Origin of the sequence: Spongiibacter pelagi (assembly GCF_014705705.1) — a bacterium.
In the GTDB taxonomy this organism is placed as follows: domain Bacteria; phylum Pseudomonadota; class Gammaproteobacteria; order Pseudomonadales; family Spongiibacteraceae; genus Spongiibacter; species Spongiibacter pelagi.
This window is the reverse complement of the sequence record NZ_JACXLD010000004.1, coordinates 216,441-242,503: the sequence shown is the minus strand read 5'-3', so window position 1 is coordinate 242,503 and position 26,063 is coordinate 216,441. Positions and strand designations below refer to the sequence as shown.

Annotated in this window: 22 protein-coding genes; 7 read left to right on the top strand and 15 right to left on the bottom strand. The window is 50.6% G+C overall.

Annotation, left to right across the window (positions count from 1 at the left end; genetic code table 11):
* Positions 1-9: 9 nt before the first annotated feature.
* The 5 genes from IB286_RS09125 to sdhC all read right to left on the bottom strand — a co-directional run bounded on the left by IB286_RS09125 (position 10) and on the right by sdhC (position 6,381).
* Positions 10-2,844: a 2-oxoglutarate dehydrogenase E1 component gene (locus tag IB286_RS09125; protein WP_190764712.1), complete on the bottom strand. Its 2,835-nt coding sequence runs from the start codon at positions 2,842-2,844 to the stop codon at positions 10-12.
* Positions 2,845-3,134: 290 nt separating this feature from the next.
* Complete coding sequence (locus IB286_RS09120; protein WP_190764710.1) at positions 3,135-3,851, bottom strand: succinate dehydrogenase iron-sulfur subunit; 717 nt, start codon at positions 3,849-3,851, stop codon at positions 3,135-3,137.
* Positions 3,852-3,868: 17 nt separating this feature from the next.
* On the bottom strand, positions 3,869-5,641 hold the full coding sequence (sdhA, locus tag IB286_RS09115) for a succinate dehydrogenase flavoprotein subunit (RefSeq protein ID WP_190764708.1): 1,773 nt from the start codon (positions 5,639-5,641) through the stop codon (positions 3,869-3,871).
* A gap of 3 nt (positions 5,642-5,644) precedes the next feature.
* Positions 5,645-6,013 (bottom strand): succinate dehydrogenase, hydrophobic membrane anchor protein, encoded by a 369-nt coding sequence (gene sdhD, locus IB286_RS09110; RefSeq protein WP_190764706.1) that lies wholly within the window; start codon positions 6,011-6,013, stop codon positions 5,645-5,647.
* A complete protein-coding gene (sdhC, locus tag IB286_RS09105; RefSeq protein WP_398284924.1) occupies positions 6,007-6,381 on the bottom strand; it encodes a succinate dehydrogenase, cytochrome b556 subunit in 375 nt (124 codons plus the stop codon). The genes sdhD and sdhC overlap by 7 nt, the downstream gene beginning before the upstream one ends.
* A 538-nt stretch (positions 6,382-6,919) precedes the next feature.
* Between sdhC and IB286_RS09100 the strand changes: the two genes are divergently transcribed.
* The gene (locus IB286_RS09100; RefSeq protein WP_190764702.1) at positions 6,920-8,200 is read left to right on the top strand and encodes a citrate synthase; all 1,281 of its coding nucleotides are present in this window, start codon (positions 6,920-6,922) and stop codon (positions 8,198-8,200) included.
* Between the two features lie 115 nt (positions 8,201-8,315).
* Here IB286_RS09100 and IB286_RS09095 read toward each other — a convergent pair whose 3' ends face one another.
* Positions 8,316-8,915 carry a hypothetical protein gene (locus IB286_RS09095; RefSeq protein ID WP_190764694.1) on the bottom strand — a complete coding sequence of 200 codons (600 nt, stop codon included), beginning with the start codon at positions 8,913-8,915 and terminating at the stop codon, positions 8,316-8,318.
* Positions 8,916-8,972: 57 nt separating this feature from the next.
* Between IB286_RS09095 and IB286_RS09090 the strand changes: the two genes are divergently transcribed.
* Complete coding sequence (locus tag IB286_RS09090; RefSeq protein ID WP_190764692.1) at positions 8,973-9,746, top strand: glucose 1-dehydrogenase; 774 nt, start codon at positions 8,973-8,975, stop codon at positions 9,744-9,746.
* 78 nt (positions 9,747-9,824) lie between these two features.
* Here IB286_RS09090 and IB286_RS09085 read toward each other — a convergent pair whose 3' ends face one another.
* Positions 9,825-10,208: a hypothetical protein gene (locus tag IB286_RS09085; protein WP_190764690.1), complete on the bottom strand. Its 384-nt coding sequence runs from the start codon at positions 10,206-10,208 to the stop codon at positions 9,825-9,827.
* Positions 10,209-10,320: 112 nt separating this feature from the next.
* Here IB286_RS09085 and IB286_RS09080 point away from each other — a divergent pair, with 112 nt between their 5' ends.
* On the top strand, positions 10,321-11,592 hold the full coding sequence (locus IB286_RS09080) for a CinA family nicotinamide mononucleotide deamidase-related protein (RefSeq protein ID WP_190764688.1): 1,272 nt from the start codon (positions 10,321-10,323) through the stop codon (positions 11,590-11,592).
* Positions 11,593-11,624: 32 nt separating this feature from the next.
* Here the strand turns inward: IB286_RS09080 and IB286_RS09075 are convergent, their stop codons facing one another.
* Complete coding sequence (locus IB286_RS09075) at positions 11,625-12,047, bottom strand: SRPBCC family protein (RefSeq protein WP_190764686.1); 423 nt, start codon at positions 12,045-12,047, stop codon at positions 11,625-11,627.
* A gap of 176 nt (positions 12,048-12,223) precedes the next feature.
* Here IB286_RS09075 and IB286_RS09070 point away from each other — a divergent pair, with 176 nt between their 5' ends.
* On the top strand, positions 12,224-14,278 hold the full coding sequence (locus IB286_RS09070) for a B12-binding domain-containing radical SAM protein (RefSeq protein ID WP_190764684.1): 2,055 nt from the start codon (positions 12,224-12,226) through the stop codon (positions 14,276-14,278).
* Here IB286_RS09070 and IB286_RS09065 read toward each other — a convergent pair.
* The 7 genes from IB286_RS09065 to IB286_RS09035 form a co-directional block, all read right to left on the bottom strand.
* Positions 14,260-14,655, bottom strand: coding sequence for an HIT family protein (locus tag IB286_RS09065; RefSeq protein WP_190764682.1), 396 nt, complete (start codon positions 14,653-14,655; stop codon positions 14,260-14,262). The two genes, IB286_RS09070 and IB286_RS09065, sit on opposite strands and share 19 nt — an antisense overlap.
* A gap of 9 nt (positions 14,656-14,664) precedes the next feature.
* A complete protein-coding gene (locus IB286_RS09060) occupies positions 14,665-16,806 on the bottom strand; it encodes a GNAT family N-acetyltransferase (RefSeq protein WP_190764680.1) in 2,142 nt (713 codons plus the stop codon).
* 11 nt (positions 16,807-16,817) lie between these two features.
* On the bottom strand, positions 16,818-17,138 hold the full coding sequence (locus IB286_RS09055; protein ID WP_190764678.1) for a hypothetical protein: 321 nt from the start codon (positions 17,136-17,138) through the stop codon (positions 16,818-16,820).
* Positions 17,139-17,164: 26 nt separating this feature from the next.
* Positions 17,165-17,461: a DUF2288 domain-containing protein gene (locus tag IB286_RS09050; protein ID WP_190764676.1), complete on the bottom strand. Its 297-nt coding sequence runs from the start codon at positions 17,459-17,461 to the stop codon at positions 17,165-17,167.
* Between the two features lie 47 nt (positions 17,462-17,508).
* Positions 17,509-18,198 carry a TIGR01621 family pseudouridine synthase gene (locus IB286_RS09045; RefSeq protein ID WP_190764670.1) on the bottom strand — a complete coding sequence of 230 codons (690 nt, stop codon included), beginning with the start codon at positions 18,196-18,198 and terminating at the stop codon, positions 17,509-17,511.
* Between the two features lie 2 nt (positions 18,199-18,200).
* Entirely contained in the window at positions 18,201-20,447 is a 2,247-nt protein-coding gene (locus tag IB286_RS09040; protein ID WP_190764667.1) for a FimV/HubP-related protein, read from the bottom strand.
* Positions 20,448-20,805: 358 nt separating this feature from the next.
* Positions 20,806-22,152, bottom strand: coding sequence for an MFS transporter (locus tag IB286_RS09035; protein WP_190764665.1), 1,347 nt, complete (start codon positions 22,150-22,152; stop codon positions 20,806-20,808).
* Positions 22,153-22,199: 47 nt separating this feature from the next.
* Between IB286_RS09035 and IB286_RS09030 the strand changes: the two genes are divergently transcribed.
* The 3 genes from IB286_RS09030 (at position 22,200) to phoR (ending at position 26,021) form a co-directional block, all read left to right on the top strand.
* Entirely contained in the window at positions 22,200-23,783 is a 1,584-nt protein-coding gene (locus IB286_RS09030; protein ID WP_223826250.1) for an AbgT family transporter, read from the top strand.
* A gap of 124 nt (positions 23,784-23,907) precedes the next feature.
* Complete coding sequence (gene phoB, locus IB286_RS09025; protein ID WP_190764664.1) at positions 23,908-24,603, top strand: phosphate regulon transcriptional regulator PhoB; 696 nt, start codon at positions 23,908-23,910, stop codon at positions 24,601-24,603.
* Positions 24,604-24,746: 143 nt separating this feature from the next.
* Positions 24,747-26,021, top strand: coding sequence for a phosphate regulon sensor histidine kinase PhoR (gene phoR, locus IB286_RS09020; protein WP_190764662.1), 1,275 nt, complete (start codon positions 24,747-24,749; stop codon positions 26,019-26,021).
* The last annotated feature ends 42 nt before the right edge of the window (positions 26,022-26,063 follow it).

Below are 26,063 nucleotides of genomic sequence, written 5' to 3'. Positions count from 1 at the left end.
AACGCTGAATCAGAGTTTCAGCGCCTGTTTAATAAAGGTTTGCAGCTGTTCGTTATGCAGTGCCATATAGCCCGCTGCTGGAGAAGCCGAGGGGTCGCGACCCACAAAGCCCAGCAACAGGTTTTTCTCAGGCTTAAAGCTGCGAATTACCCGCGACAGACGATGACGCGTGTTATACCAAGCCCCTTGGTTGCGCGGCTCTTCCTGACACCACACTACTTTCTTCAAATTAGGATACTGGGCAATCACATTGCGCAGATCTTCATAGGGGAATGGATAAACCTGCTCCAAACGCACAATAGCTATGCTGTTTTTACCGTGCTCACGGCGGGCATCACGCAGATCGTAATAGACCTTACCGCTACAGATAATTAAGCGCGTAACTTCTGATTTATCCAGCGCATCGGTCTCATCAATCACATTTTGGAACTGACCATTGGACAGCTCTTCCATGCTTGAAACCGCTTCTTTGTGACGCAGCAAGCTCTTGGGCGACATCACCACCAGCGGCCGACGCAGCGGACGCAGCGCTTGACGACGCAGCATGTGGAATACCTGCGCAGGCGTAGAAGGCACACAAACCTGAATATTGTGCTCGGCACACAGTTGCATGAAGCGCTCAAGGCGAGCCGATGAATGCTCTGGCCCCTGCCCTTCGTAACCGTGTGGCAACAACATGGTCAGACCACAGAGGCGACCCCATTTCAATTCACCACTGCTGATGAACTGGTCGATAACCACTTGCGCACCGTTGGCAAAGTCACCGAACTGGGCTTCCCAAATCACCAGCGCCTTAGGCTGTGTGGTGGAATACCCATATTCGAAGGCCAGTACTGCCTCTTCAGAGAGCAGCGAATCGTAGATATCGAAATCCGCTTGCGCCCCGGCCAGATTTTGCAGAGGAACATAACGGCTAGCATCGGTTTGGCTGTGCAATACCGCATGCCGGTGAGAGAAGGTACCGCGACCCACGTCCTGACCCGTAATACGAACCTGATAACCGGATTTCAGCAAGGAACCATAGGCCAAGGTTTCTGCAAAACCCCAGTTTACTGGCTGTTCACCCAAGGCCATTTCTTTACGGTCTTGATACAGTTTTTGCACTTGGCGCTGTAGCGCAAAATCCGCAGGCACAGAGTTGATGCCATCGGCAATGGCGGTCAGCTCTTTTGCCTCAATACGGGTATCGCTAGCGACGTCCCAAGCGTGACCAAGGTATGGTGTCCAATCGACAAACATGGCCTTGTTTGGCTCGGTGACCAGCGACTTGGCAACGTGCTTACCGTCGTCCAGCATCTGGCGATATTCATCCGCCATCTGGTCGGCCAAGGTTTTATCAATCGCGCCCTCTTCAAGCAGGCGATCCACATACAGAGTACGCGTCGTTTTTTGCTTGCCAATCTGCTTGTACATCAGTGGCTGGGTGCCGGAAGGCTCGTCCGCCTCGTTGTGACCGCGACGGCGGTAGCACATCAGGTCGATCACGACGTCTTTCTTGAATTCATTGCGGTAATCGGCGGCCAGCTGAGAAACAAACAACACCGCTTCTGGGTCATCACCGTTCACATGGAAGATCGGCGCCTGAACCATTTTGGCAACGTCAGTACAGTACTCCGTAGAGCGCGCATCTTCTTGCAAGCTGGTAGTAAAACCAACTTGGTTGTTAATTACGATATGAATGGTGCCACCGGTTTTGTAAGCGCGGGTCTGAGACATCTGGAACGTCTCCATAACCACACCCTGCCCCGCAAAAGCTGCATCACCGTGCATAACAATCGGCACAACGGTGTTGCCCGTAGTGTCTTCGCGGCGATCCTGACGAGCGCGCACCGAACCCTCAACTACAGGAGAAACAATCTCCAAATGCGAGGGGTTAAAGGCCATGGCCAAGTGCACTTCGCCACCAGAGGTCATTACATTCGATGAGAAACCTTGGTGGTATTTAACGTCGGCAGAACCTTCGTACTTGGCTTTACCCTCAAACTCATCGAACAGTTCGGTGGGGTTTTTACCCAGAATATTGATCAGTACGTTAAGTCGACCACGGTGGGCCATACCGATAACAACTTCTTTGGCACCGAAACCACCAACGCGCTGAATCATCGCGTCGAGCATTGGAATCAGTGATTCACCGCCCTCAAGACCAAAGCGCTTGGTACCGGGGTATTTGGAGCCCAGAGATTTCTCCAGACCTTCAGCCGCCGTCAAACGCTCCAGCAGGTGTTTGCGCACATCCAGTTCGTACACGGGCTTGGAACGCACGCTTTCCATACGCTGCTGAATCCACGCGCGCTCGCGGGTATCGACAATGTGCATAAATTCCGCACCGATCGACCGGCAATAGGTCTGGCGCAGCGAGTCGTAAATTTCACGTAGCGTGGCCTGATCGCGACCGATATACATGCTGCCGGTTTGGAACACGGTATCGAAATCAGATTCACTGAGCTGGTGATATTGCAGCTCGAGATCAGGTACGCGGGAACGCTGCCACAATCCCAGCGGATCTAGCAAAGCTTCCTGATGGCCCCGCTGGCGATACGCACTCACCAATTGAATAACGCGGACTTGTTTGCGCTCGTGGTCACTGACTTGATTGTTAACGACGCCATTGCCTTTAACGGGCTGTTTGGCTAATTGAGCAAAGTGTTCGCGGATAGGAGAGTGAGGAGTGTCGCTGGGGACGGCGTCGCTGACGCGGGGAAGAGTGTCGAAATAGCTACGCCATTCATCTGGCACGGCTTGTGGATCATCAAGATAGGCTTCGTACAGCGCTTCTACATAGTCTGCATTTCCGCCGGATATATGGGAGCTCTGCCACAGCAGCTCCATGGATGCATTCTGCATTCTTGTCACCTGTCAGGAAAGGTCGGTTTGCCCGAGGATTGGTGAGCCGATAAGCGCACCTCTCCATGCCCGATGGCCAGCAGCGCTAAGTGTACGCCGCCTGTCCAGCAATAACCACAGGGTTTCCCCTGCCCTTTCAATACTTTAAATCTCTTATAGCACCGGTAAGTGCCGAGTTCTTGTTTTCGCTCCGGCAATCTTTGCCGCCAGTAACGAAAAGCCGCAGAATTTTTATTCCCGCTGCAGAACGGGAAGCTGCCACCGGCACTAGGCCGGTGGCGACTGCTAAATCAGGTACCCCGGCTCAGCAGCATATTGCGAATGTGACCGATTGCCTTGGTAGGATTCAAACCTTTAGGGCAAACGTTCACACAGTTTTGGATACCGTGGCAACGGAACACGCTGAATGGATCATCCAGTTCAGACAGACGTTGCTCGGTAGCCGTATCACGGCTATCAGCCAGGAAGCGATAAGCTTGCAGCAAACCACTTGGACCAATAAAACGATCTGGGTTCCACCAGAAAGACGGACACGCAGTAGAACAGCAGGCACAGAGAATACACTCGTACAGACCATCCAACTTGGCGCGCTCTTCTGGGCTTTGCAGACGTTCGATGGCTGGCGCAGGCGTGTTGTTCACCAAGTATGGCTTAACTTTCTCATACTGCTGATAGAACAAGCTCATGTCGATAACCAGGTCGCGGATAACCGGCAGACCAGGCAGCGGACGCAGCACCAGCGTGTTACCGCCTTTGCCGTTTTTCAGCGCTTCTGAAATTGGCGTGATACAAGCCAAGCCATTTTTACCGTTCATGTTCATGCCGTCTGATCCACACACACCTTCACGGCATGAGCGGCGGTAGGCCAAAGAAGGATCTTTGGCTTTCAGCAATTCCAACACGTCCAACACCATCAGATCTTTACCTGCGGTATCGATCTCGACGTCTTGCATATAGGGTTCCTGATCAACCTCAGGATTGTAGCGATAGAGACTTACCTTCAACATATTGCCTATCTCCTGGATCAGTAGGTACGTACTTTAGGCGCAAAAGCTTCGCGGGTTTTTGGTGCGAAGTTAACCGCACGCTTACCAACGCGTTTTTCACCTGGGTAGTACATAGAGTGGCACAGCCAGTTTTCGTCATCGCGATCTTGGAAATCTTCGCGAGCGTGAGCACCACGGCTTTCTTTACGCTCTTCAGCGGCAATCGCAGTTGCTTCCGCCACTTCAAACAAGTTGTGCAGCTCCAGCGCTTCAATACGTGCAGTATTGTAGGCATTGCTCTTGTCTTCCAAGTGCGCGTTTTCGATACGACCACGCAGATCAGCCAGTTTCTTAACGCCTTCCTGCATGTAGTCGCCGCGACGGAATACACCAAAGTGATTCTGCATAACGCCTTGCAGCTCTTTGCGCAGGTCAGCCACTTTCTCACCGCCTTTAGTGTTGTTCACACGGTTCAGACGAGACAGCGCGTTTTCAAGATCGGTCTCAGAGGCATCGCGCATATCAATACCTTCGCGCAGTGCTTTCTCGATAAACAGACCTGAAGCACGACCGAATACCACCAAGTCGAGCAGTGAGTTACCACCCAGACGGTTAGCACCGTGTACAGATACACAAGCCACCTCACCACAGGCGTACAGACCGGGGATCACCTGATCGTTGCCATTGGCGTCTACAGTCAGTGCCTGACCGTGAATATTGGTTGGAATACCGCCCATCATGTAGTGACAGGTTGGGATTACCGGAATTGGCTCTTTTACTGGGTCAGCGTGTGCAAATGTACGCGACAGCTCACAGATACCAGGCAGACGGCTTTCCAGCACTTCTTCGCCTAGGTGATCCAGTTTCAGGAATACGTGATCGCCCTCTGGACCACAGCCACGACCTTCGATGATTTCGCGAGTCATTGAACGCGCAACAACGTCACGGCCGGCCAAGTCTTTCGCGTTTGGCGCATAGCGCTCCATGAAACGCTCGCCATCTTTATTTACCAGATAGCCGCCTTCACCACGACAACCCTCAGTAACAAGTACACCCGCGCCAGCGATACCAGTTGGGTGGAACTGCCACATTTCGATGTCTTGTACTGGGAAGCCTGCACGCAGTGCCATACCAATACCGTCACCAGTATTGATGTGCGCATTAGTAGTAGACGCGTAAATACGACCCGCACCACCTGTAGCAAACACAGTCGCTTTAGATTTAACGTAAACCACTTCGCCGGTTTCGATGCAGATAGCAATAACACCCACAACCGCGCCGTCTTGGTTCTTCACGATATCAGTGGCGTACCACTCATTGAAGAACACAGTGTTGTTTTTCAGGTTGCCCTGATACAGCGTGTGCAGCAGTGCGTGGCCAGTACGGTCAGCAGCAGCACAAGTACGAGCAGCCTGACCGCCCTCACCAAAATTCTTAGACTGACCACCGAAAGGACGCTGATAAATACGGCCTTCTTCGGTACGTGAGAACGGCAGACCCATGTGATCCAGTTCGAATACCGCTTCAGGACCTACCTGACACATATATTCAATCGCGTCTTGGTCACCGATGTAGTCAGAACCTTTTACGGTGTCATACATATGCCACTGCCACTGATCCTGAGGATCGGCACTGGCGATTGCACAGGTAATACCACCCTGAGCAGACACAGTGTGTGAGCGAGTTGGGAATACTTTAGAAATTACTGCTGTTTTGTAGCCCGACTGAGCCAATTGCAGTGCCGCGCGCATACCCGCGCCGCCACCGCCGACGATTACACCGTCGAAAGAAATAGTACGAACATTAGCCATTGCTTAACTCCACAGAATCTGGATGCCCCAGACGAGGTAAGTGAACAGAACCACTGCCGAAGCAGCTTGGAAAGCAAGACGCAGAACCGTGCCCTTACCACCCATCATTCTCTCGGTCAGATAGTCAGTGGACACGCTCCACAGACCAATCCAGCTGTGCGCCACAACCGACAGCACCGCCGCAGTGCTAAACACACGCATAAATGTGGAATCAAAATAGGCGCTCCACTGCTCATAAGTCAGCTCGGCACCGTTACATACCAAGAAAGAACCCACTACCAGGAAGTAAGCCAACAGCACAACGCCAGAAACGCGCTGCACCAACCAATCCGACAGACCACTGCCGCCAAAGCTTGTAACTGCCTTTACCATACCCACAACCCCGTCAACAGAACCATAACCGCGGTAACCGCAAACACCAGCTTGGCACCGGTTTCACCGCCCTTCATTGTTTCACCGATACCGGCATCCATAATCAGGTGCTTAACACCGGCTGCTGCGTGATAGCTCAATCCGACCAACACAGCCCACACGGCCAGCTTGCCCCAAAAAGAATCCAGACAGGCTTTAGCCTGTTCAAAACCTTCTGCACCAGAAAGGCTGGTACCAAGGAGCCAGAATAGAACTGCCATTCCAGCGACGAGAAAAACGCCACTGACGCGATGCAATATTGATGTATACGCGGTAATCGGCAGTGCGATTGTTCCGATATCCAGATTAACAGGTCGTTTATCGTTCACGGTTGCCACACTTTTAGTCATTGGCCCAAGTAAATCGGGCGGTTAATAGTAGGAGTTGTCTTCGGTATTACTGAGCGAGACAGCGTACAGCAGGCCTGCGCACTACGTTACAGAGCCCCGCCCCTGAAGAAACGCGGGGCATTATAGTGCCATGCCCCATTAATTACAAACCGGTAATTAAGTTAAAATAAAGACACAAACAAGCATAATATCAAGGGCTTAAGGCACTATTTCGCACAATTATGGTGCCATAGCGCCCCATCCAAAATATAGCGCACCATAAAGGGGCGCAACTACTGCTCGGTCGACAAAATAATCAACAGCAATTGGTGAATCAATTAGACCAAGGTAAAATGTCTTCACCGTTGACAAACAAATTCATCTCTCTATATTGTCAGTCCCGCCTACTATGCCCGGAGGTCACCCCCTGTTGACCTCGGCGTGAAAGGCCGCTTTTTGATGTGGGTAGCCGAATTACCCTGTGGTTTACCAGACATCAAAAGCCATCGCCAAAAGCTATGAAAAAATAGGAGCCCGTATGAGCGATAAAAAAGCAACCCTGAGCGTAGATGGTAAGACACTGGAGCTCGATGTTTACTCCGGTACCATTGGCCCAGACGTCATTGACGTTAGCCCCCTGACCGGCAATGGTTACTTCACCTACGACCCAGGCTTTGTCTCTACGGCATCTACTGAGTCAAAGATCACTTACATCGATGGTAACCAAGGCATTCTGCTGCACGGCGGCTACCCCATCGACCAACTGGCTGAGCAGTCAGACTACTTAGAAACCTGCTACCTGTTGTTATACGGAGCCCTGCCCACTGCGGAGCAAAAAGAAAAATTTGTAAACAAAGTGCGTATGCACACCATGGTCAACGACCAGGTCAGCACTTTCTTCAAAGGCTTCCGCCGCGATGCGCACCCCATGGCAATTATGTGTGGTGTCGTTGGTGCCCTATCAGCCTTCTACCACGACTCACTGGACATTAAAGACGAACAGCACCGCCAAATTTCAGCTATTCGCCTGATCGCTAAAATGCCAACTCTGGCGGCCATGACTTACAAATACACCATTGGCCAGCCTTTCATGTACCCGCAGAACCACCTGAGCTACTCAGAAAACTTCCTGCACATGATGTTTGGCAACCCTTGCGAGCCTTCAAAAGTGAACCCCGTTGTGGCCCGCGCCATGGATAAAATCTTTATCCTGCACGCAGACCACGAGCAAAACGCCTCAACCTCTACGGTACGTCTGGCTGGCTCTACTGGCGCCAACCCCTTCGCCTGTATTTCTGCGGGTATTGCAGCTCTGTGGGGACCTTCTCACGGCGGTGCCAACGAAGCGGTTTTGAATATGCTGGAAGAAATTGGTGACGAATCTCGCATCGACGAATTTGTTGCCAAGGCCAAAGACAAAGACGATCCATTCCGTCTGATGGGCTTCGGTCACCGTGTATACAAAAACTTTGACCCACGCGCCAAAGTAATGAAGCAAGCAGCTGACGAAGTACTGGCTGAACTGGGCGTAGACGATCCACTGCTGCGTATCGCCAAACGTCTGGAGCAAATTGCTCTGGAAGACGAATACTTTGTATCTAAAAAGCTGTACCCGAACGTCGACTTCTACTCAGGCATCATCCTGAAAGCGATCGGCATTCCAACCAGCATGTTCACCGTAATCTTTGCTCTGGGCCGCACCCCAGGCTGGATTGCACACTGGAACGAAATGATCAGCGGCAGCTACAAAATCGGTCGTCCACGTCAGTTGTACACCGGCCCAGCGCAGCGTGACTTCGTACCTCTGGACAAGCGTTAATCGCCAGTCATCTGCAATAAAAAAGCCCCGTTCTCGGGGCTTTTTTATATATGCCTGATTCCTCTGACTAACTTACTTCACGACCAACTTAGTCCACGACCAACTTAAAAATAGCTCAGCGCGTTTTATACTCCACACTCACCTCGCCACCATCCACCGCACCGCGATAATCCTGTCGCACACTATTCAGATCAGTGCCGTCTTTAACGTGTATCTTGGAATTAATTTTTAAGCGCGACTCCGACTCTTTTTGTTCGGCAAAGGCCTTATCCATATTAATTGGCCGCTGGGATGACTCGGAAAATTCATTTGTTTCTGACAGGCCTTGCCGCTCTTGTGGCTCGTAGGATAAATCTAAATCCCCCTGTTCTGAGCTAGGTTCTGATTCTTGTTCCGGCTCGATACCCACTTCTTCGCCTGAAACCGACTCTTCTTCAGTCGCGGATGCCTGCTCCCCGTCAGGCTTAGAAAGTACCGATTCAGCACTAGTTGCACTGGCAGCTTCCGATGTAGGCACTTCCGTTGAATCACTCGACCGAGCCGTCTCTGCCACACCTGCAGGACGCTCACTACATGCCGAAACGCCCAAAAAACTCGCCATCAGCAATACCGTCACCAATACCCTCACCCATACCGTCACCAATACCATGGCAAGGCTTTTACCATCCCATGCCTTGAAAAATCCCATAACGCCACACTCATCCAATTGGGGCATTGGCAGGCAAGCCCCTTAAATTTCTAATAAAGCCACACTCAAACAAGGAAAATAATAATGCAACGACTGGCAGGAAAAACCGCCATTATTACTGGCGCCGCGGGCGGAACCGGCGCGGTCACCGCCACCCGTTTTATAGCAGAAGGCGCCAAGGTCATCATTGCCGATATCCTCGATGAACAAGGCAAGGCGCTAGCAAATTCGCTGGGGGAAAACGCCACCTACCAGCACTGCGACGTCTCATCTGAAGCGGATTGGCAGGCCTTAATGGAAACCGCCCAAGCCATTGGCGACCTTAATATTTTGATTAACAACGCTGCCGTGCTGGCCGTCGGCTCAATCAAAGATACCGACGCCGATGCTTATATGCGGGTTATTCAAATTAACCAGCTCGGCTGTTACAACGGCATTCGCGCCGCTATTGAACCTATGAAAAAAGCCGGAGGCGGTTCAATAATCAATATTTCCTCCATCGACGGCATACAAGCCAAAAACGGACTCTCCGCTTATATTTCCTCAAAATTTGCCATCCGCGGCCTCACCAAAGCCGCCGCCATCGAACTGGGTTGTTATGGCATACGCGTGAATAGCGTTCACCCCGGCGGTATTTTTAGCACCATGCACGGTGCCGCCCCCAACCAACAACCCACCGAACAGGACAATGCGTTTTACGCAGACTTTCCCCTACCAAGAGTGGGAATGCCCGCCGAGGTCGCCAACCTGAGCCTGTACCTAGCCTCTGACGAAAGCAGTTACTCAACGGGTTCAGAGTTTTTAGTTGATGGCGGTTGGAGTGCTGGCCGCAGGCTGGATATTCTGCCCAGCTCTTAATTCAAACAGCTCCTAAACCCTAGGAGATTCTGATTAATGTAGCGAGCGCAGCAATTAATCAGAAGCTCCCTACTGGGCTTATAGCGCCCCATCACCACTACCAGCGGCAGACTGATCTTCTTGCTGTTTTTGTGCTTCCATCTCTTGGCGCTTTTTCTCAAACGTTTGGCGGGCTGTTTCCAACTCGCGCCCCACCGCATTCATCATCGCCGACCAACCTTCAATCAAGGCATCGTTGGCATCTTCAATCATTCCGCCAAGCGATGACTCACCCAACTCATCCATATCGGCGCGGGTTTTAGCCATATTCATTTCCAAGCGTTCGAGCCGGCTATTCACCGCAATGAGTTCATTCTGCAACGCCGCATTACGCTCAGTTTGCATGCGGTGATCCCAAAAGGCATAAGCACCCAATGCAATAATAATGAGTACCAGCAACGCGCTAGTGAGTGACGATTTCATGATTTCTCTCCCTATTGGTCATAACTTATTTTTGTAAGACAAAGTCGTGTTAAATTAAATCCCAAACGCCATACAAATCGTAGTACAGACTACCCGTTTCGATAGAGAAATCATGAAAATAAATTTACTGCTCACCGGCAACGAATTAATGGCCGGCGATACCATTGACTCGAACTCCTCAATGATTGCCAACCAGTTTGCTCCTCTCGGCTGGCGGCTTCATAAAAAGGTGACTGTTGGCGATGATATAAAATTACTCTGCGAGGAAATCGACCTACTCAGTCGTGATACAGACGTGCTAATTATCAATGGCGGCCTCGGCCCTACCGTGGATGATCTTACCGCCGACGCTCTCGCCAAGGTCAGCGGGAACCCCTTAGAGCAACACCCCGAAGCACTTGAACATCTCCAACAGTGGGCACAACAACGAGGCTATCAGCTAAACAAAGCCAACCTAAAACAAAGCTTTTTACCTAAAGGCAGCGCCATTATCCCCAATGCCACCGGCAGTGCTGTTGGCATCAACTTACAGCACCAAGGCTGCATTATTATTGCCACACCGGGGGTGCCCTCAGAACTGCGGCCCATGCTTAGCCAGCAGATTATCCCTTTCCTGCAATCTCGATATGCCAGCGGCTATATCAAAACCGTGCGGATCGGTGTTTTTGGGCTCGGCGAATCTACTCTGCAGGAAATGTTTGACCATGCCTTTCCGGATTGGCCAGAAACCATCGAATTGGGTTTTCGCGCCTCATTCCCAGTGCTAGAAGTAAAACTAACCGCTCGCTTAGCAGGCATGGACGAGCAACTCGAAAGCTGGAAAAACAAGGTGAAAGCGCTACTCGCCGAACATGTTTTAGGCGAAATGCCCTGCACAATGGCCGCAGCGTGTTTGCAACAATTGAATGATAAACGCAGCAATATGGTCACCGCCGAATCTTGCACCGGCGGCTTAATTGCCTCAGAAATCACTCGCATTCCGGGCTCGTCGTCGCGCTTTTTAGGCGGTATTGTCAGCTACAGCAATAGCATGAAAGCCGAAGTACTAGGGGTTAGCTGGAAGGCGCTGGAGCAAGAAGGCGCGGTAAGCGAAGTGGTCGCCCAGCAAATGCTCAGCGGTGCATTGCGGGTCAGCGGCGCGGATGTGGGTATTGCTGTAACCGGTATAGCCGGCCCCGATGGTGGAACCGAAGACAAACCCGTAGGTACAGTCTGGCTAGCTTGGGGAGCCGCAGACAATATCAAAACACTGTGCCTGCGCCTGCCCTTTGAGCGGCCCTTTTTCCAAAACATGGTCACCGCTCTCGGTTTGGATTTATTGCGCCGCTATTTGCTTGGCGTGGACACCCTGCCAGCGACCGCAAGCCGCTATAAAGTCAGTTAGCAAAATTCGAAAGCGCCCCGCTTGAACAGAGCTCAAGCGGTTACACTGTCATTAATCCAACCAAGCAGCATCACATAAGTATCTTCGAGAATTTTGCTGGCATCGGCTTCGCTTAAACCTTCCAATGGTTTACAGCGACCATACCAATCTAGACGGGAACGTCCTTCGCCCAAGTCACTCACCTGCCCCGATGCGCTGTAGTCAGTCATCGGCATCGGCAGTCCACGGGGAATATCGTAGCTCAGTCTATTTTCCTCGGGAAACATGCCGGTGAGCACCTCATCAATCGGCTCCATGCCCGGCATATAGACCCGGCGAATCATACCGATGCCTTCGCCAATCACCTCGAGTCGCTCAATACCCGGCGCCCAACTCAAATCACCAAAATTAGCCATCAACGCCCATACTTTTTCCAGCGGCGCATCCACTTCTCGACTGACATGTACTTCAATCATCACAACCCCACATTATTTTATTTATTGGGTCAGTGTGCCCCATAAACCCCAGCGAAACGCCCTGCAAACAGGGTATAAACGCCAACTAAATGTGTCATATCGGTCATAGAGCACAACCGGAAAGCCTGCTAATCTTAAGTTTAAAATGACAACAAATAAGAAGTGAAAACCACGTCATGGCACACCCTATTCCCGTGCATTTATTCAGCATGGACTCCGACTTGTTCTGGGCGGTTCCCACTACTACTGGTGGATTAAAAGCCTACTACCAAGAATACGGCCTACATCGCCAGAATTACGATATCGAGCTGGTTCACTACCGCGATCAACACAAGCTGTCAGAGTGGCAATCAACATGGCGTAAAACCTTATTACCGCGCTGGCAACAAGCGCTAAAAGCCGGACAAACGCCGGTTGTCGGTTTCAGTATGTACACTTGGAACGCCGCCGAATTTCTCGAATTAATTCACGAAATAAAACAGGCTTGCCCCGGTGTTTTTTGTATTGCCGGCGGCCCTCATGTACAACAGGCGGAAGATTATTTATTTGACGACCCGATTGACGCGATTGTGCTTGGCGAGGGTGAACAAACCTTTGCCGACCTTCTCGATGGGCTATATACCCAGCACTGGCAACACACCACCGGCATCGCCTATCTGAATAACAATGACATCGTAAAAACCAAAACACGAGAGCGCCGAAAGTGGCTCGATGAATTGCCCTCCGCACTGGATGTTGTGCAGCTAACCGATGCCAAAGGTAAGCCCTTATACGATTCCATTTCTTATGAAACCAGCCGTGGCTGCCCTTATAAATGCGCATTTTGCGAATGGGGAACCGGCGCCATTGGCGGCAAAATGTACCAATTTTCCATGCCGAGAATTGAACGAGATTGGCGCAAAATTGTGGCCGCCGGCATCAAGGACATCTGGCTGGCAGACTCCAATTTTGGCGCACTGAAAGAAGATGTCGAAAAAGCCAAATTAATCTGCGAGCTTAAAAAAGAAACCGGTTTACCTAGCACTTTCGCTACCTCGTGGTCGAAAAAGCACAGCCCCAAAGTGCAGGAAATCGTTTTGCTGCTTAATCAAAATAAGCTGCTGCCCCACTACCAATTAGCTCTGCAAACCCTCACCCCTCTCGCCTTGGAACTGAGCAACCGCAAAAATATGGCTGCCAATAAATTTGAGCCGATTGCCCAAAGTATGGCGGAGCAAGGCATTCCCATTGCGGCAGAATTAATCTGGGGACTGCCCGGTGATAATCTGCCGGAATTTGAGCGCAATCTCGATCAATTACTGCGCACCTTCCCCAGCTTGAATATCTTTGCCTATACCCTACTGCCCGGCACCGAGTTTTATGAAAAGCGTGAGGAATATCAGATCCAAACTATTCCCGTTGCCGGTTACGGCAAAGCCAAGGGTGAATATGTTGTCGCCAGCCATACCTTTGACCGCGAACAGGGTTTACAGGGCTATATGTTAATCACGGCGCATATGCTGTTTGCCCACGGCCATATTCTGCCGTTAACACTGCGTTACCTCGCCTTCCAAAAAAGCGTTGTCACCGGCCCGATTTTGCGCCAGTTATTGCAGTCCGTTGCCAATCATTACGCCGCTAAAACATCCGGGCTTAACCCTAGTTCACCACTCTCTGTTTATGAAAATCGAGCGGCCCTGTTTTTAGAGATCCTAAAAAAGCCAGACTCGCTCTACGATCTGCTTTTTGCAGAAATGCAGCACTTGCAACAGAGTTACTCGGAATTTTCTCAAGACCTACTAGGCAAGATTGAAAAGTTGATGACACTGGATAAAGCACTGGCGCCACGCTGGGGCGAAAGACAAACCCAGAAAATTGATTTTGACTTCAATGCCGCCGCGCTTAAGTACGCACTCGACCGCTTGGAACTCCCCAGCGAAGAGCACTTTACTGAAACGCAACAGCAGCTTGAGATTATCACGCCCGGCGGCGTAGGCAGCATTTTGCACGACCCCGATGGCGGCGCATGGCTGCGCGGAGAAATACAGACTCAGGAAGAGCAGAGTCAGCTTGTGCAGAATCAGAATATCGCCGTGATAGAAATTACTGGCGAAATTACTGAAGAAAGAACGGCAAAATCAGCAGAGCGGGTAATTCCCCCGACCCTGCCAAAAGAGCTTGTACCAAAAGAACTTGGGCCAAAAGAACTTGTAAATAAGGAGCTTGCGCTGAATCAGCCAGCCAGTGCCTGACGAATTTTCTCGGCTTCGGCCGCCAAGGCCGACTGCTCGGCCATGCTGGCACCAGAAAAATCCGCATCTGACAGTGTATTAATCGGCACTAGATGCAAATGGGTATGAGGCACTTCCAGTCCGACAATTTGTAGGCTTACACGCTCAGATTGGTAAACCTGCTTTTGCGCCTTGGCAATGGTTTTGGAAACGGCAAACAGGTGCGCCATCAATTCTGCGGGCAGATCATCCCAGTGATCAATCTCCTCTTTGGGAATCACCAATACATGGCCTGGCACAATCGGCGCAATGGTCATAATGCCAATCGCCAAATCATCTTCGTAGACAAAATGCCCCGGCAATTCCCGCTTGATAATCATACTGAAAACACTGCTCACAATGCTGTCCTATTCCTGTGGTTCTTTATTGAATTCTTGCCCGACCAGTGTAGCAAAGAACGCCTGCAAAGCCTGTTGCAATTCTGCGACACCCTTAAATTTTTGCTCGGCAATAAGCTGCGCTACAGGCTTGTTAAGCAAGAACAGCTCAATCACCCACTCCCAACCGCAAACATGTTGAAACGGCAGTGCACAAAGTGCGCGGCATAAATTCGGTCTGGCCTGAAATAGACTGATTTCACCAAGCGAAAACCGTCGCGCATTTTGTATGTCATGCTCGCACAAAATACCCGCATCATCTGCGCTTGAACCAATAAGCAAACCAAGAACTTCACCGGAGATAAGCTCAGCATTGGCGATAAATTGCATTGGTAAATTTGCGCAAAACTGTCGCGCAGCAAAGTTCAGTAATGATTGTGAATCGGCATCCAAGGCCTTGGCAACAATCACCGAACAAGAACCGCTGCTGGTATCCCGTCGCTCACCGCAGTACAAGGGCGTAAAACCCTGTTTCAGCCAAAAACGTAGCACCTCGGCGGTTACTGCAAAACTAGAACTAAGAAAGGACGCGCCAACTGATTTAGCGGCATTTTCCAATGCCCGCAGCAACACCCCGCCCACACCAAATCGCCGATAGTTTGCTGCCACCGCAATTCGGCTGACTCTGAGACTCGGCAAAGTAAAAAAGCGATCTTCAGCAAATTGATTACACAAACGCTGGGCGACCAAATTCCCCTTTGGCCGGCGTTGCCCACGAATCAAAGCAGAAAGTAATTCAGGATCGCGTTGCGCCAAGTCGGGCTCACCCTCAAAAAATGCCTGGCATACCCCTACTAATTTTTGCCGATAATGCGCCACAACTAACACTTGGCGAGCATCCATTAACTGCACCAAATCTTGGGGCGTGGTCTGGTAATGGGCTTCCACCAATAGCGCAAACACCTGTTTTAGCAGGGTTTGATTCGCGCTCAACTCCGCCGCATTCAAGACTTCAATTTGAACATCATCAACAGCTAAGCTGTTTTCCTGCTCGACTTCATTATCAAATTGCCGCCCTGCATCCAGCAGAAACAGCGAATTAAGCGCAGCCTCCAAAGGATCAGTTTCCGACCAGCGGATAGGCTGTTTTAAATATTGCCGCCGCCACTGCGGGTAATGCGCATTTAAAAAAGCACTAAGCCGAATATCGAAGCCACGGCCACTCCCTTCATAACCAAATACTGTGCTGCTCAGCACGACACGCGGATAATGCCGGATTAATTTTTCTAAACTTGAAATCGGCAGCATGGCCGCCTCATCAATCAGTATGAGGTCGACTTCAGGCAGCTCATCCAACAGGCCTTGTGGCGAGTAGAACTGCAAATAAGCCTCGCCCCATTGTCGTCGATCTGGACTAACACTCAGCTTTTCAAGTTTCGCCTTATCAACTGCCGCTAAAGTGTCATCAAACCGTTGAAATGCCGCCTGCACTGACGCCCTATGCAGCGAGCACAGCACGATTTTCTTTCCGACCAACACCAGCTTGGCAGCGGCAATTCCCAGCGCACTGGTTTTACCCCGCCCTCGATCTGCTCTAATGACCAAGGGCCGTCCAGTACGGCCACGACTGCAGCGTAAAACGGCATCTACACATTTCTGTTGATCTTCGCTGGGCAAGTTAATTTGCCAAGGAGAAGCTGACGGCTCCGGCAAGCCTGTGGAAAATGCATCAAGGCTGGGTAATAACTGTGCTAGGCGGTGAATAAAATTGGCGTGGGAATCGGAGCCGTCATTCGCGGCCCGAGCTTGCTGTTGATATAAGGCCGGCCACTGATCTAACTTAGGACAGAGCAATACCAAAAGACCGCCGGCTTTTAAGGTATCAATGACCGCCAACCATTCGTTGAACGCCGTGTGCTGCCAGCCATCAATCACGACCATGGTAGATTCACTACCGAGGTAACTGCCTCGCTGCGCTGGCTTAAATCCAAACGGATTATCAGCGCCCAAAAACAAAACCCGGCTAAGCAGCTCACTATTTTGAGCATTGAGCTGGTTTAACAGGTCAGAGAATCTCGATTGAACGGCGACGAGATCATCGCTGATCATTAGACCTCGACGATGCCCCTGCTGCCGGTCCACCGCTAATTGCTCGAGAAGTTGCTTACTCATTTTTTACCCACTCAATTCGCTGAGCGGGTACTGGGGTAAACCGGAGCAGGCTTCATAGCAAGATGAAGGTAAAGTCGGGTATCGCGTTTATAGCGTTCATAGAGCGCTTTATCACCATACTCTGCCGCCAATTCTAGCAAGCGAGCTTTAAGCTGGGATTCGCTTTGTAAACCCAACGCGAGCAAGCACGCCATACTGCCTTCGAGACGATAAAGTTCTGCCGGAGGAATATCGTAGCCCTCGGCCTGCTCGCAAAAAAAAGCGACTAGGCGGTGATCAATCTCACCGATTAAGGTTTCGCAGGATGCAATCGACGGAAGATTCACAGACATTATCCCAGCCCCTTAAATTTCAGTAATTAGCGATCTTGAACCAAGACCCAAGGCGCAACAACCACCGCCCACAGCACTCGATCACCTTCCTGAAATTGCGCAGCGCGCTGATCATCGACTTTAAACAATAATCCTTCACCCATTAAACGGCTAATTTGGGCGGCATCATCTTCTGCCATCGCCTTGGCGACGTTCACTAAATCTTCGCTAGCCGCAACCTCAACCACCGCACCCGTGGCGTAAAAACGGTCGAGTTCCGACCACGCAATTTTTGCGGTTTCTCGGTTAAGTTTCGTTAGCAAATCATCATGAGGATCGTTCATTAGAACTCGTATTCCTTAGCACCACTACCATTAACGGCAGCTTGTCGTTATTTTGGCCACTGCAAGGACCAAGGTTGGGCGTATTGTAACAACGCCTCGCGCAAGCCGTCATTGTCCCAAAGCCTACCCTGTTCAGGAACCGCGCAATACCGAAACGCCTTCCCCTTGTAGCTAAATCCCAGCACCATACTGTGCAGATAACAGCGGTCGGCAAGCTCGCCGCCGTAACGCTCATCGCCAGAAATTGGAACACCTAAGCTTTTTAAAGCCACCCGCAATTGATGGGTTTTTCCGGTTTTGGGGCGAAGTAAATACACTCGCCGCCCCTCGCCAATAGCACTGCTATGAAAATAACTGATCGCTGGATTATTTTTGGAACGACTCAGGCGATAGCTGCCATTGCGGCTTTTTTCCATATCACCAATTACCGCACCCTGTTTTTTACTCGGTTTGCCACGGGCGATCGCCAAATAATATTTTTCTACTTCTCGGCGGGAAAACTGCGCAGACAACTCAGCAGCCGCTTCAGCATGACGAGCAATTAATAACAGGCCCGAGGTGGCGTCATCGAGCCGATGCACCAAGGATAAAGATACGTTTGGGTAATCCTGTTTGAGAATATCAAGCAGGCTGACACCGCGCTGATTGCGATGCAAATTAGCGCCCGCGGCTTTCTCAATAACAATAAAATCACGGGTCTCTGCATGAAGCCGAAACCAGTTTTTGTTTGAAGACATGCTTAACTTTTAAGGGAACGAACGACGGATAAAGAACCCGTATTTTCTTGCAGCAATTCACGCATAGCATCGAGCTGGTGTTCACTGTTCAAAGACTCATTGAACTCCAACTGCAGGGCCAGTGATTCAAACTCCTCGCTCAGCCCAAGATGGGCATAGGTGTCTAGCAGGCTCAGTTGCACCTCAACATTATCTTCGTCCTGGGCAAGCTGTTTTTCCAGCAATGGCCGAGCGGCTTCATAATCCCCAGAGGCAATACACGCTGCTGCTCTCTCAGCAAAAGCGTCATCGAGTGGGGTATCGAGGGCGTCATCACTAAAATCCAAACCCAATTCATCAAAGGATGACAACTCGAAATCATTGATCAATGCGGCAGATGGCTCTGCCTTACCCTTTAACTCCGAGTCCGCTAACGCTGAGCCGTCTAACACTGCGTCATCTAAAACCAAATCATCAAATACCGTATCTTCAAACACCGAGTCTTCTAATGAGGGAGCTTCAAATGAAGAATCGTCAATAATCAACTCTTCTTCAAAAGCCGAGGTATCCCCCGAATTGCTAGTTGCAGGAGCGCCCGCAACTGGCAACTTAGAAAGCTCGGCAAACACGCTATCATCAGGCTTTTCAAAGGGCGAAGGTTCTGCACTTACCCAGGATTTAGCGCTAGCAACAACTGGCTTAGCGGCGGTTTCCGCAGCAAGATTATCAAACACACTGTCATCGATACCGGTTTTGACTGGCTCAACCCGACTCCCAGCAACTGCATTTGACGAAAAGTGCTGTATATCAGGTTCACGCGAGGTTACCGGCTTAGCCGTACCGGAGCGACGACGGGCCCAGAGTGCCAACACAACACCGGCACCGACCACAATCCACCACCAATTCCATCCGGCAGTGCTACCTTCATCACCCACGGTAAGCACTGCAGTATCGTCAGACATTGGCTCTTCATCGACAGCTGATGGCTCTACATCGACAGCTAATGGCTCTTCATCGACAGCTGATGGCTCTGCACCACCCGCCCCCTCAACGCTGATGACATTAGCTACATTTGTAGCTGCAACTGGCTCGGCATTATTCGCTGAGCTAGCCACATTCTCTAAGGCAGCAATAGCAAGTAATTCAGCGTCGTTATTGCCTGCAGCGGCAGAGGACTCTGGCGAAAGCCCCGCCTCAAGCTCTTTCAGCCCCTGATATTCTTCTTGCAGTTTCGCCAATCTAATTTGCAAAGCCTGCAACTTAGCACTCATTTCGACGATACCTTGAGACACTTGTTCAGTTTCAGCCTGTACCTCGGCAAGGGTCTGCGGCAAGGCAGAACTTGAAGCCAGTTCAGTGCTGGAATCGCTCAGGGCTGTTTTATCAGTGCTCAGGGCTGTTCCATCTGCGCTCAGGGCTGCTTCATTAACAACAAGGACTGCATCAGTGCTAAGGGCTTCAGCTCCAGCATTATTTGCAAACTGAGCACTAGGTTCGACAGGCGCCGTATTTAGTACCGCCGCAAGCTGCGCGGCATCAATATTCAGCCATTTGCCCTCGGCAATTAGGCTGCGATCGCCACGAATAAAGACTGAAGGATTCAAAGCAAATAGCTGATCCATCAACAACTGGCGAGAAACACCGCGCTCTCGACTCAAGCTACCCGCAATTCCCCACAGGCTATCACCACGGCGAATTAAATAGCGTTTGTGATTGTCACTCAGCGGGGGGATTTTACCCGGTGCGGGTTTCGGTTTTATCTCTGAACGAGATGACGTTGATGTGGTGCCCGGCTGATACGAACGCGGAGAAATTTGAGCAGCGGCAGTTTTTACCGGCACGGCGACTGGCGCTAGTACAGGAACTAATCCCGGCAAGTCAAAAAGCAGGGTGTATTCCCGCTGAATTGAACCCTGTGGCCAGCGTACCTGCACGGTAAAATCCAAGAAAGGTTCGCGAATTGGCTCAGGGCTACTTAGATAAATAATGCCCTTACCGTCTTCATTCAGACTCGTTTCCACACTGAGTTTTAATGAGGAAACATCACTGATCGACTGTGTTGCGTCCGAATCATAACTCGGCAGAATCTTAATATTTAGCTGAGTCTCATCAAGGCCTTTGGCACTGAATACCGGAATCCGTGCCTGCAGAGGCTTCCCTAATGTGGAGTCCAGTCGCGCCTCGCCAATCCCGAGAGCCATTGCCTCACGATTTAACATTACAGCCAAGCACAGGGGTAATAATGCGGGCAGAGATTTGCGTGTTTTCATGGTCTCAACGTTTCCAGGTCAGCATGGCGAGGCAACTAAAGCTCTCTTTATTGAGAACGCGACACAGGCCAGATTGCCATTATTGTGGACTACATCACAATAAATCACACCACTACCACGCTGTAAAGAAAGATGCATCGTGGATAACGCTTAGGAGCCAAAAACAACGCGGAGTACTGATCCAGATCAAATCAGGACATTGCCCAGGCTCAAAAGAAAAAGAATCGTCACCTTAGCGGCGAGGTTTTCCCCAGATTAGGTGAATAAGTTTGTGGATAAGCTGGTGCTGATTCGCCCTTGCCCAGAAGCGGCGCAGGAAGCACAGAGACGACTATTTTTTACCCACCCAGAAGACCGCTTATCCTGTCTTGAGCTGTTCCTTAAAATAATCGCGCAAACCGCGCTCAAGATGCGCAACTTTTAACCACAGCAAGACCCCTAAAACACAGGCAAATACATAGGGTGCATAATCTTGAATCCCGTACAGAAAACCGCCTAGCAAAGGCCCGCTGACAAAGCCCATACCGATCACCGCGCCGACCATTCCTGCCAAGCTACCCTGCTCCTCTGGCTTCACTAAGAAAGTTGCCGTGGCATTTAGGCCAGCACCGTTTAAGCCCATAGCAAGACCAAATACGCCCATGCCCGTCATTAAGCCGGCAAAACTATGAGACACCGCCAATACCGCAAAACTGGTAATTAATAACGGCATACCAATCACCACCAAACGCAGTGGAAAACTGTGAAAGAACCGCACCACAGTTAGCTGGCCAATTACCATCGCCACCGAAGAGGCCACCATCGACAAAGAGAAATATTGCGCTGCTTTAACCCCGTCTAAATGCAGGCGATCCTGAAAATAAAAACCCAAGGTTTGCTGAACCAAACTCACCAAACTAAATAGAAGAAATGCCGTTAATAACAACTCGCGATAGCGGGGATCAAAGTAAGACGCTTTTCCCGGCGGCGTAGTATTACGCTCGGCATCATCGTCGGCGGCAATCCCCGGCGACCTAGCGATCGTCGACTCCGGCAAATACCACCAAACCAACATCGCCACAAACAGGGTGATTACTGCGTGGATTAGCAGTGGCGCCAAATAACTGATATGGACATACCAAGCTAAAATGGGGCCCAACATTACCCCAAGCTGGTTAAACGACTGTAGTTTTACAATGCCCTTGGTGCGCTCCGCCAACGTTGTAACATCAACCATATACGCCGATATTGAGGGATGCGTAGCGGCCAACACCGAGGCGTGTAATGCCCGACTCAAAACCAAAAGGAAATAAAAGAACACACCGCTGAGCCAGCCGACCATACCCGCCCACGCCACTGAACAAAACAGCAAGCTGCCCAAGGAATGTCCCACCAAGCCCACCAAGATGATCGACTTGCGTTTACCGAGGCGGTCACTCAAGCGCCCCCATTTTGGCGCGCTGATAGAAAAAGCCAGCGCCGTCAACGCAGAAAGTAAGGTGATTGCCAGCTCTCTAGGTTGATAGGAAAAATTTAGCGCCGGTAATTCAATCACCAGTTCATCCAGCGCCAACGCGCGGCCCAACATTGGCAGCACGGCAAAGACCACGGTTTGCCCCGCACCTATCGCCATCATCGCCAAATAAAGACTGAGCTTGAAATACCGGCCACCGGGCGATTTCACATTTTCTGCTGGCGCGGTCTTAGCTGATTCGGGTGTTTGCATTGTTATTTTCCGGCGGCAAACCGGGATACCCTTTGAAAAAAACCGCTATGATACACACTCAAGCCAGTACGGATCAGCCCATGACACCGAATAACACCAATGCCAGCCGACGGTTTTCACTACTCACCCTGTTGGAGAGCCTTGGCAATAAGCTTCCTCACCCCAGCGTACTGTTTATAATTTTCTCCCTGATTGTCGTGCTGCTATCGGCAATTTTTACCGCTTCCGGCAGCAGTGTCAGCCACCCTAGCAATGGCACAATCATCTCTGCTAAATCCTTATTATCCAGTGAAGGTTTGCGCTGGATGATTAGCAGTGCCGTCAGTAATTTTATGCAATTTGCCCCGGTTGGCCCGGTGATTGTGGCGGTTATGGGCATCGCCGTGGCCGAGCATTCTGGTTTGCTCGGTGCCCTACTGAAAAAACTGACGCGCAATATTCCCGCCCGATTCCTCAGCTTGGCAATTGTTTTTACTGGCGTGATTTCCAGCCTCGGATTTGATGCCGGCTATGTGGTGCTGATCCCACTGGCGGGATTAATCTTTAAAGCCGCCGGACGCGCACCTTTAGCGGGAATTGCCGCCGCCTTTGCCGGGGTATCCGGCGGTTACAGTGCCAATCTTCTACTCGGCCCGGTAGATGCGATTCTGAGCGGCATCTCCACTGAAGCCGTGCATTTGGTCGACAGCAACGCCGCTGTGCTGGCCAGTGATAATTATTACTTCATTATTGTTTCTACCTTTCTGGTCAGTATTGTTGGCGCCCTGATTACAGACAAAGTGATTGAACCCCGGCTGGCAAAATCGTCGATTGAAGAAGAAAACCTTGTCAGTGAAGATCATCAAGGCGATGAGCCCGCTGCCAAAATATCCGCCAGCAAATTGCCTGCAGAAAATGAACGCTTGGCCCTGCGCTGGGCAGGCCTCTTCAGCATTGCTTACCTGCTGTTTTTGGCGATGCTAGTCATTCCTGAAAACGCCCTGCTGCGCAATCCCGACCCCAATGGCTTGGCAGCGCTGCCGCTGCTTAAAAATTTCGTGGTTTTTATTGCCCTGTACGCCGCCTTGGCCGGAGCGCTTTACGGCTTTATCAGTGGCGCCTACCGCTCGGCAAGCGATTGGATAGAAGGCATGGAAAGCGGCGTTGCCACCTTGGCCAGCTATTTGGTGATGATGTTTTTTGCCGCGCAATTTGTGAATTACTTTGCTTGGTCGGGCCTTGGTACGCTGGCTGCTATTAATGGCGCAAACTGGCTACAACAGGCACAGCTTTCCCACACCAGCTTATTGCTGGCATTTATATTAGTCAGTGCATTGATTAATTTGATGATCGGCAGTGCCTCAGCCAAATGGGCCATTTTGGCGCCGGTATTTCTACCCATGCTGTATATCACCGGAGTGGCCCCCGAGGCCGCGCAGATGGCGTATCGGATAGGCGATTCCAGCACCAATATCATCACTCCCTTAATGCCCTATTTTGGCGTGGTATTAGCCTTTGCCCAGCGTCACCAAGCCAAAACCGGGATGGGCACACTGATTAGCTTAATGCTGCCCTACTCGCTGGCATTATTGTTGGCGTGGTCGATATTGCTATTGGGCTGGATGATGCTAGAACTACCTCTTGGGCCCTAAGCGCCGACGCCTTTAAAAGGCTGAAAAAAGAATAAGATAGTATGAATTCAACCAAAATCGCTGTCATATTTCTGTCATCAATCTGTCGCAAAATACGCCAAGGAAAAATTGAAAGGTAAATTTCGTGAGTACTGAAAAAATCTTAATCGTTGATGACGAAGTTGCCATCTCCGACATGCTGGCGATGGCGCTGGGGGCAGAAGGTTACGAAATCCTGACCGCCAATAATGCGCAAAAAGCACATGCCATTATTCTAGACCAGAGGCCCGATCTGGTTTTATTGGACTGGATGATGCCCGGCACTTCAGGCCTAGAACTCTTGCTGCGCTTGCGCAAGGATGAGCTGACCAAAACTCTACCGGTTATTATGCTCACCGCAAAAGCCGAAGAAGAAAGCACCATTACTGGACTGGATGCCGGTGCCGACGACTATATTCGCAAGCCGTTTTCACAACGCGAACTGCTGTCTCGCATCAATGCACTGCTGCGCCGCCACGGCCGTGAGCAATCCGAAGAGTTAATCCAAGTTGGCGAGATGAAATTCGACCCCATCGGCCACCGCGTATTGATCTCTGAACAAGATGTAAATTTAGGGCCAACTGAATTCCGCCTGCTGGAGTTTTTCCTTACCCACCAAGATCGTGTGTATTCTCGCTCGCAATTACTGGATCATGTTTGGGGCACCAATACCTACGTCGAAGAGCGCACCGTGGACGTTCACATTCGCCGCCTGCGTAAAGCAATTGCTATAGATGGCCATGACGACTTTATTCAGACCGTGCGCGGTAGTGGTTATCGTTTTTCCGAGCGAACTTCTTGATTGCCTTGGCAAAGAAATAAAACCAAAATATGGAACTTGCAGCTATAAAGTTCCTGTATAACTGCTGCACGAAAGGACAGCTGGCAGCCTGCCGGCTAGTGTTCATCCAATAAAAACGATACACAACGTAAAAGGGCTTATCATTGCAAGGAATACAAACGGAGATCTGGCGCGCTTTAGGCATCACGCTCTTCTCCTTTTTATTTGGGCTAAGTATTGGCTACCCCTATATTTGCGTCATCATTGGCGGGGTTATCTACCTGATTTGGACGCTACGCACCATTTACCGAACCTTCCACTGGATTGAAGCAGGACTCAAAAATCCAGCGCCCTACAACTCCGGCGTATGGGGCGACCTCGCTAACGCTCTGGCAAGACAAAAACGCCGTGACCTGCGCAGAAAGAAAAGACTCCAAGAAGCCGTAAAGCGTATGAGCAGCCTCATTGCTGCGCTGGATCAAGGGATTTTGGTACTTAACCGAGAACTCGGTATAGATATTTGGAATAATTCTGCAAAACACTTACTCGGGTTAAAAAGTAGTGACCGTGGCACCGCCATCATCAACTTAATTCGCCAACCTGAGTTTATTGATTATATGCAAAAGCAGGATTTCAGCGACGCACTGGAAATGCCCTCTCCCTTACACAAAGGGATGTATCTGAGCGTACACGCCGCCAATTTTGGCAAAAAAGAAATTGTGCTTGTCTTTAGCGACATTACCCGGGTTCGCAACCTCGACCAGCTTCGGCGCGAGTTTGTCGGCAACGTCTCCCACGAGTTGCGCACCCCACTGACCGTGCTACAAGGCTATATCGAAACCCTGCAAAACATCCAGAAGTCAGACAACCCAATGGTGGGCCGAGCTTTCAGCCAGATGGAACAACAAATCAAACGGATGAGAGCTATCTCAGATGATTTGATTTTACTTTCAAAGCTGGAAACCGAGAACGAACTTGTTCAAACCGACCCTATCCCACTGCTTCCTGTGCTTAAGCAAATTGCAAACGAAGCAAAACAATTAAGTGAGGGACTACATAACGTTACTCTCGACTGCAGTGACACTCTCAAATTGTCGATTAAAGCGAATGATTTGCACAGCGCCATCGGCAATATTGTTTTTAATGCCGTTCAACACAATCCTCAAGGCTGCGACATTCGCATTTCAGCGCATCATTACGGAAGACAGCTGGTGATCAATATTGAGGATAACGGCATCGGTATTCCAGAAGAGGCACTACCTCGAATCACTGAGCGCTTCTATCGAGCAGACAGTAGCCGTAACTCTCAAACTGGTGGCTCTGGCTTGGGTATGGCGATCGTCAAACATTTACTTAATCGCTATGACGGCGAGTTGAGCATTTCCAGTAGCGCTGGTCGTGGCGCAAAATTTAGCTGCAAATTTCCAGTCCACAAATAAAAAAGGGGTATGCCAACGGCATACCCCTTTCTGTACAACAAA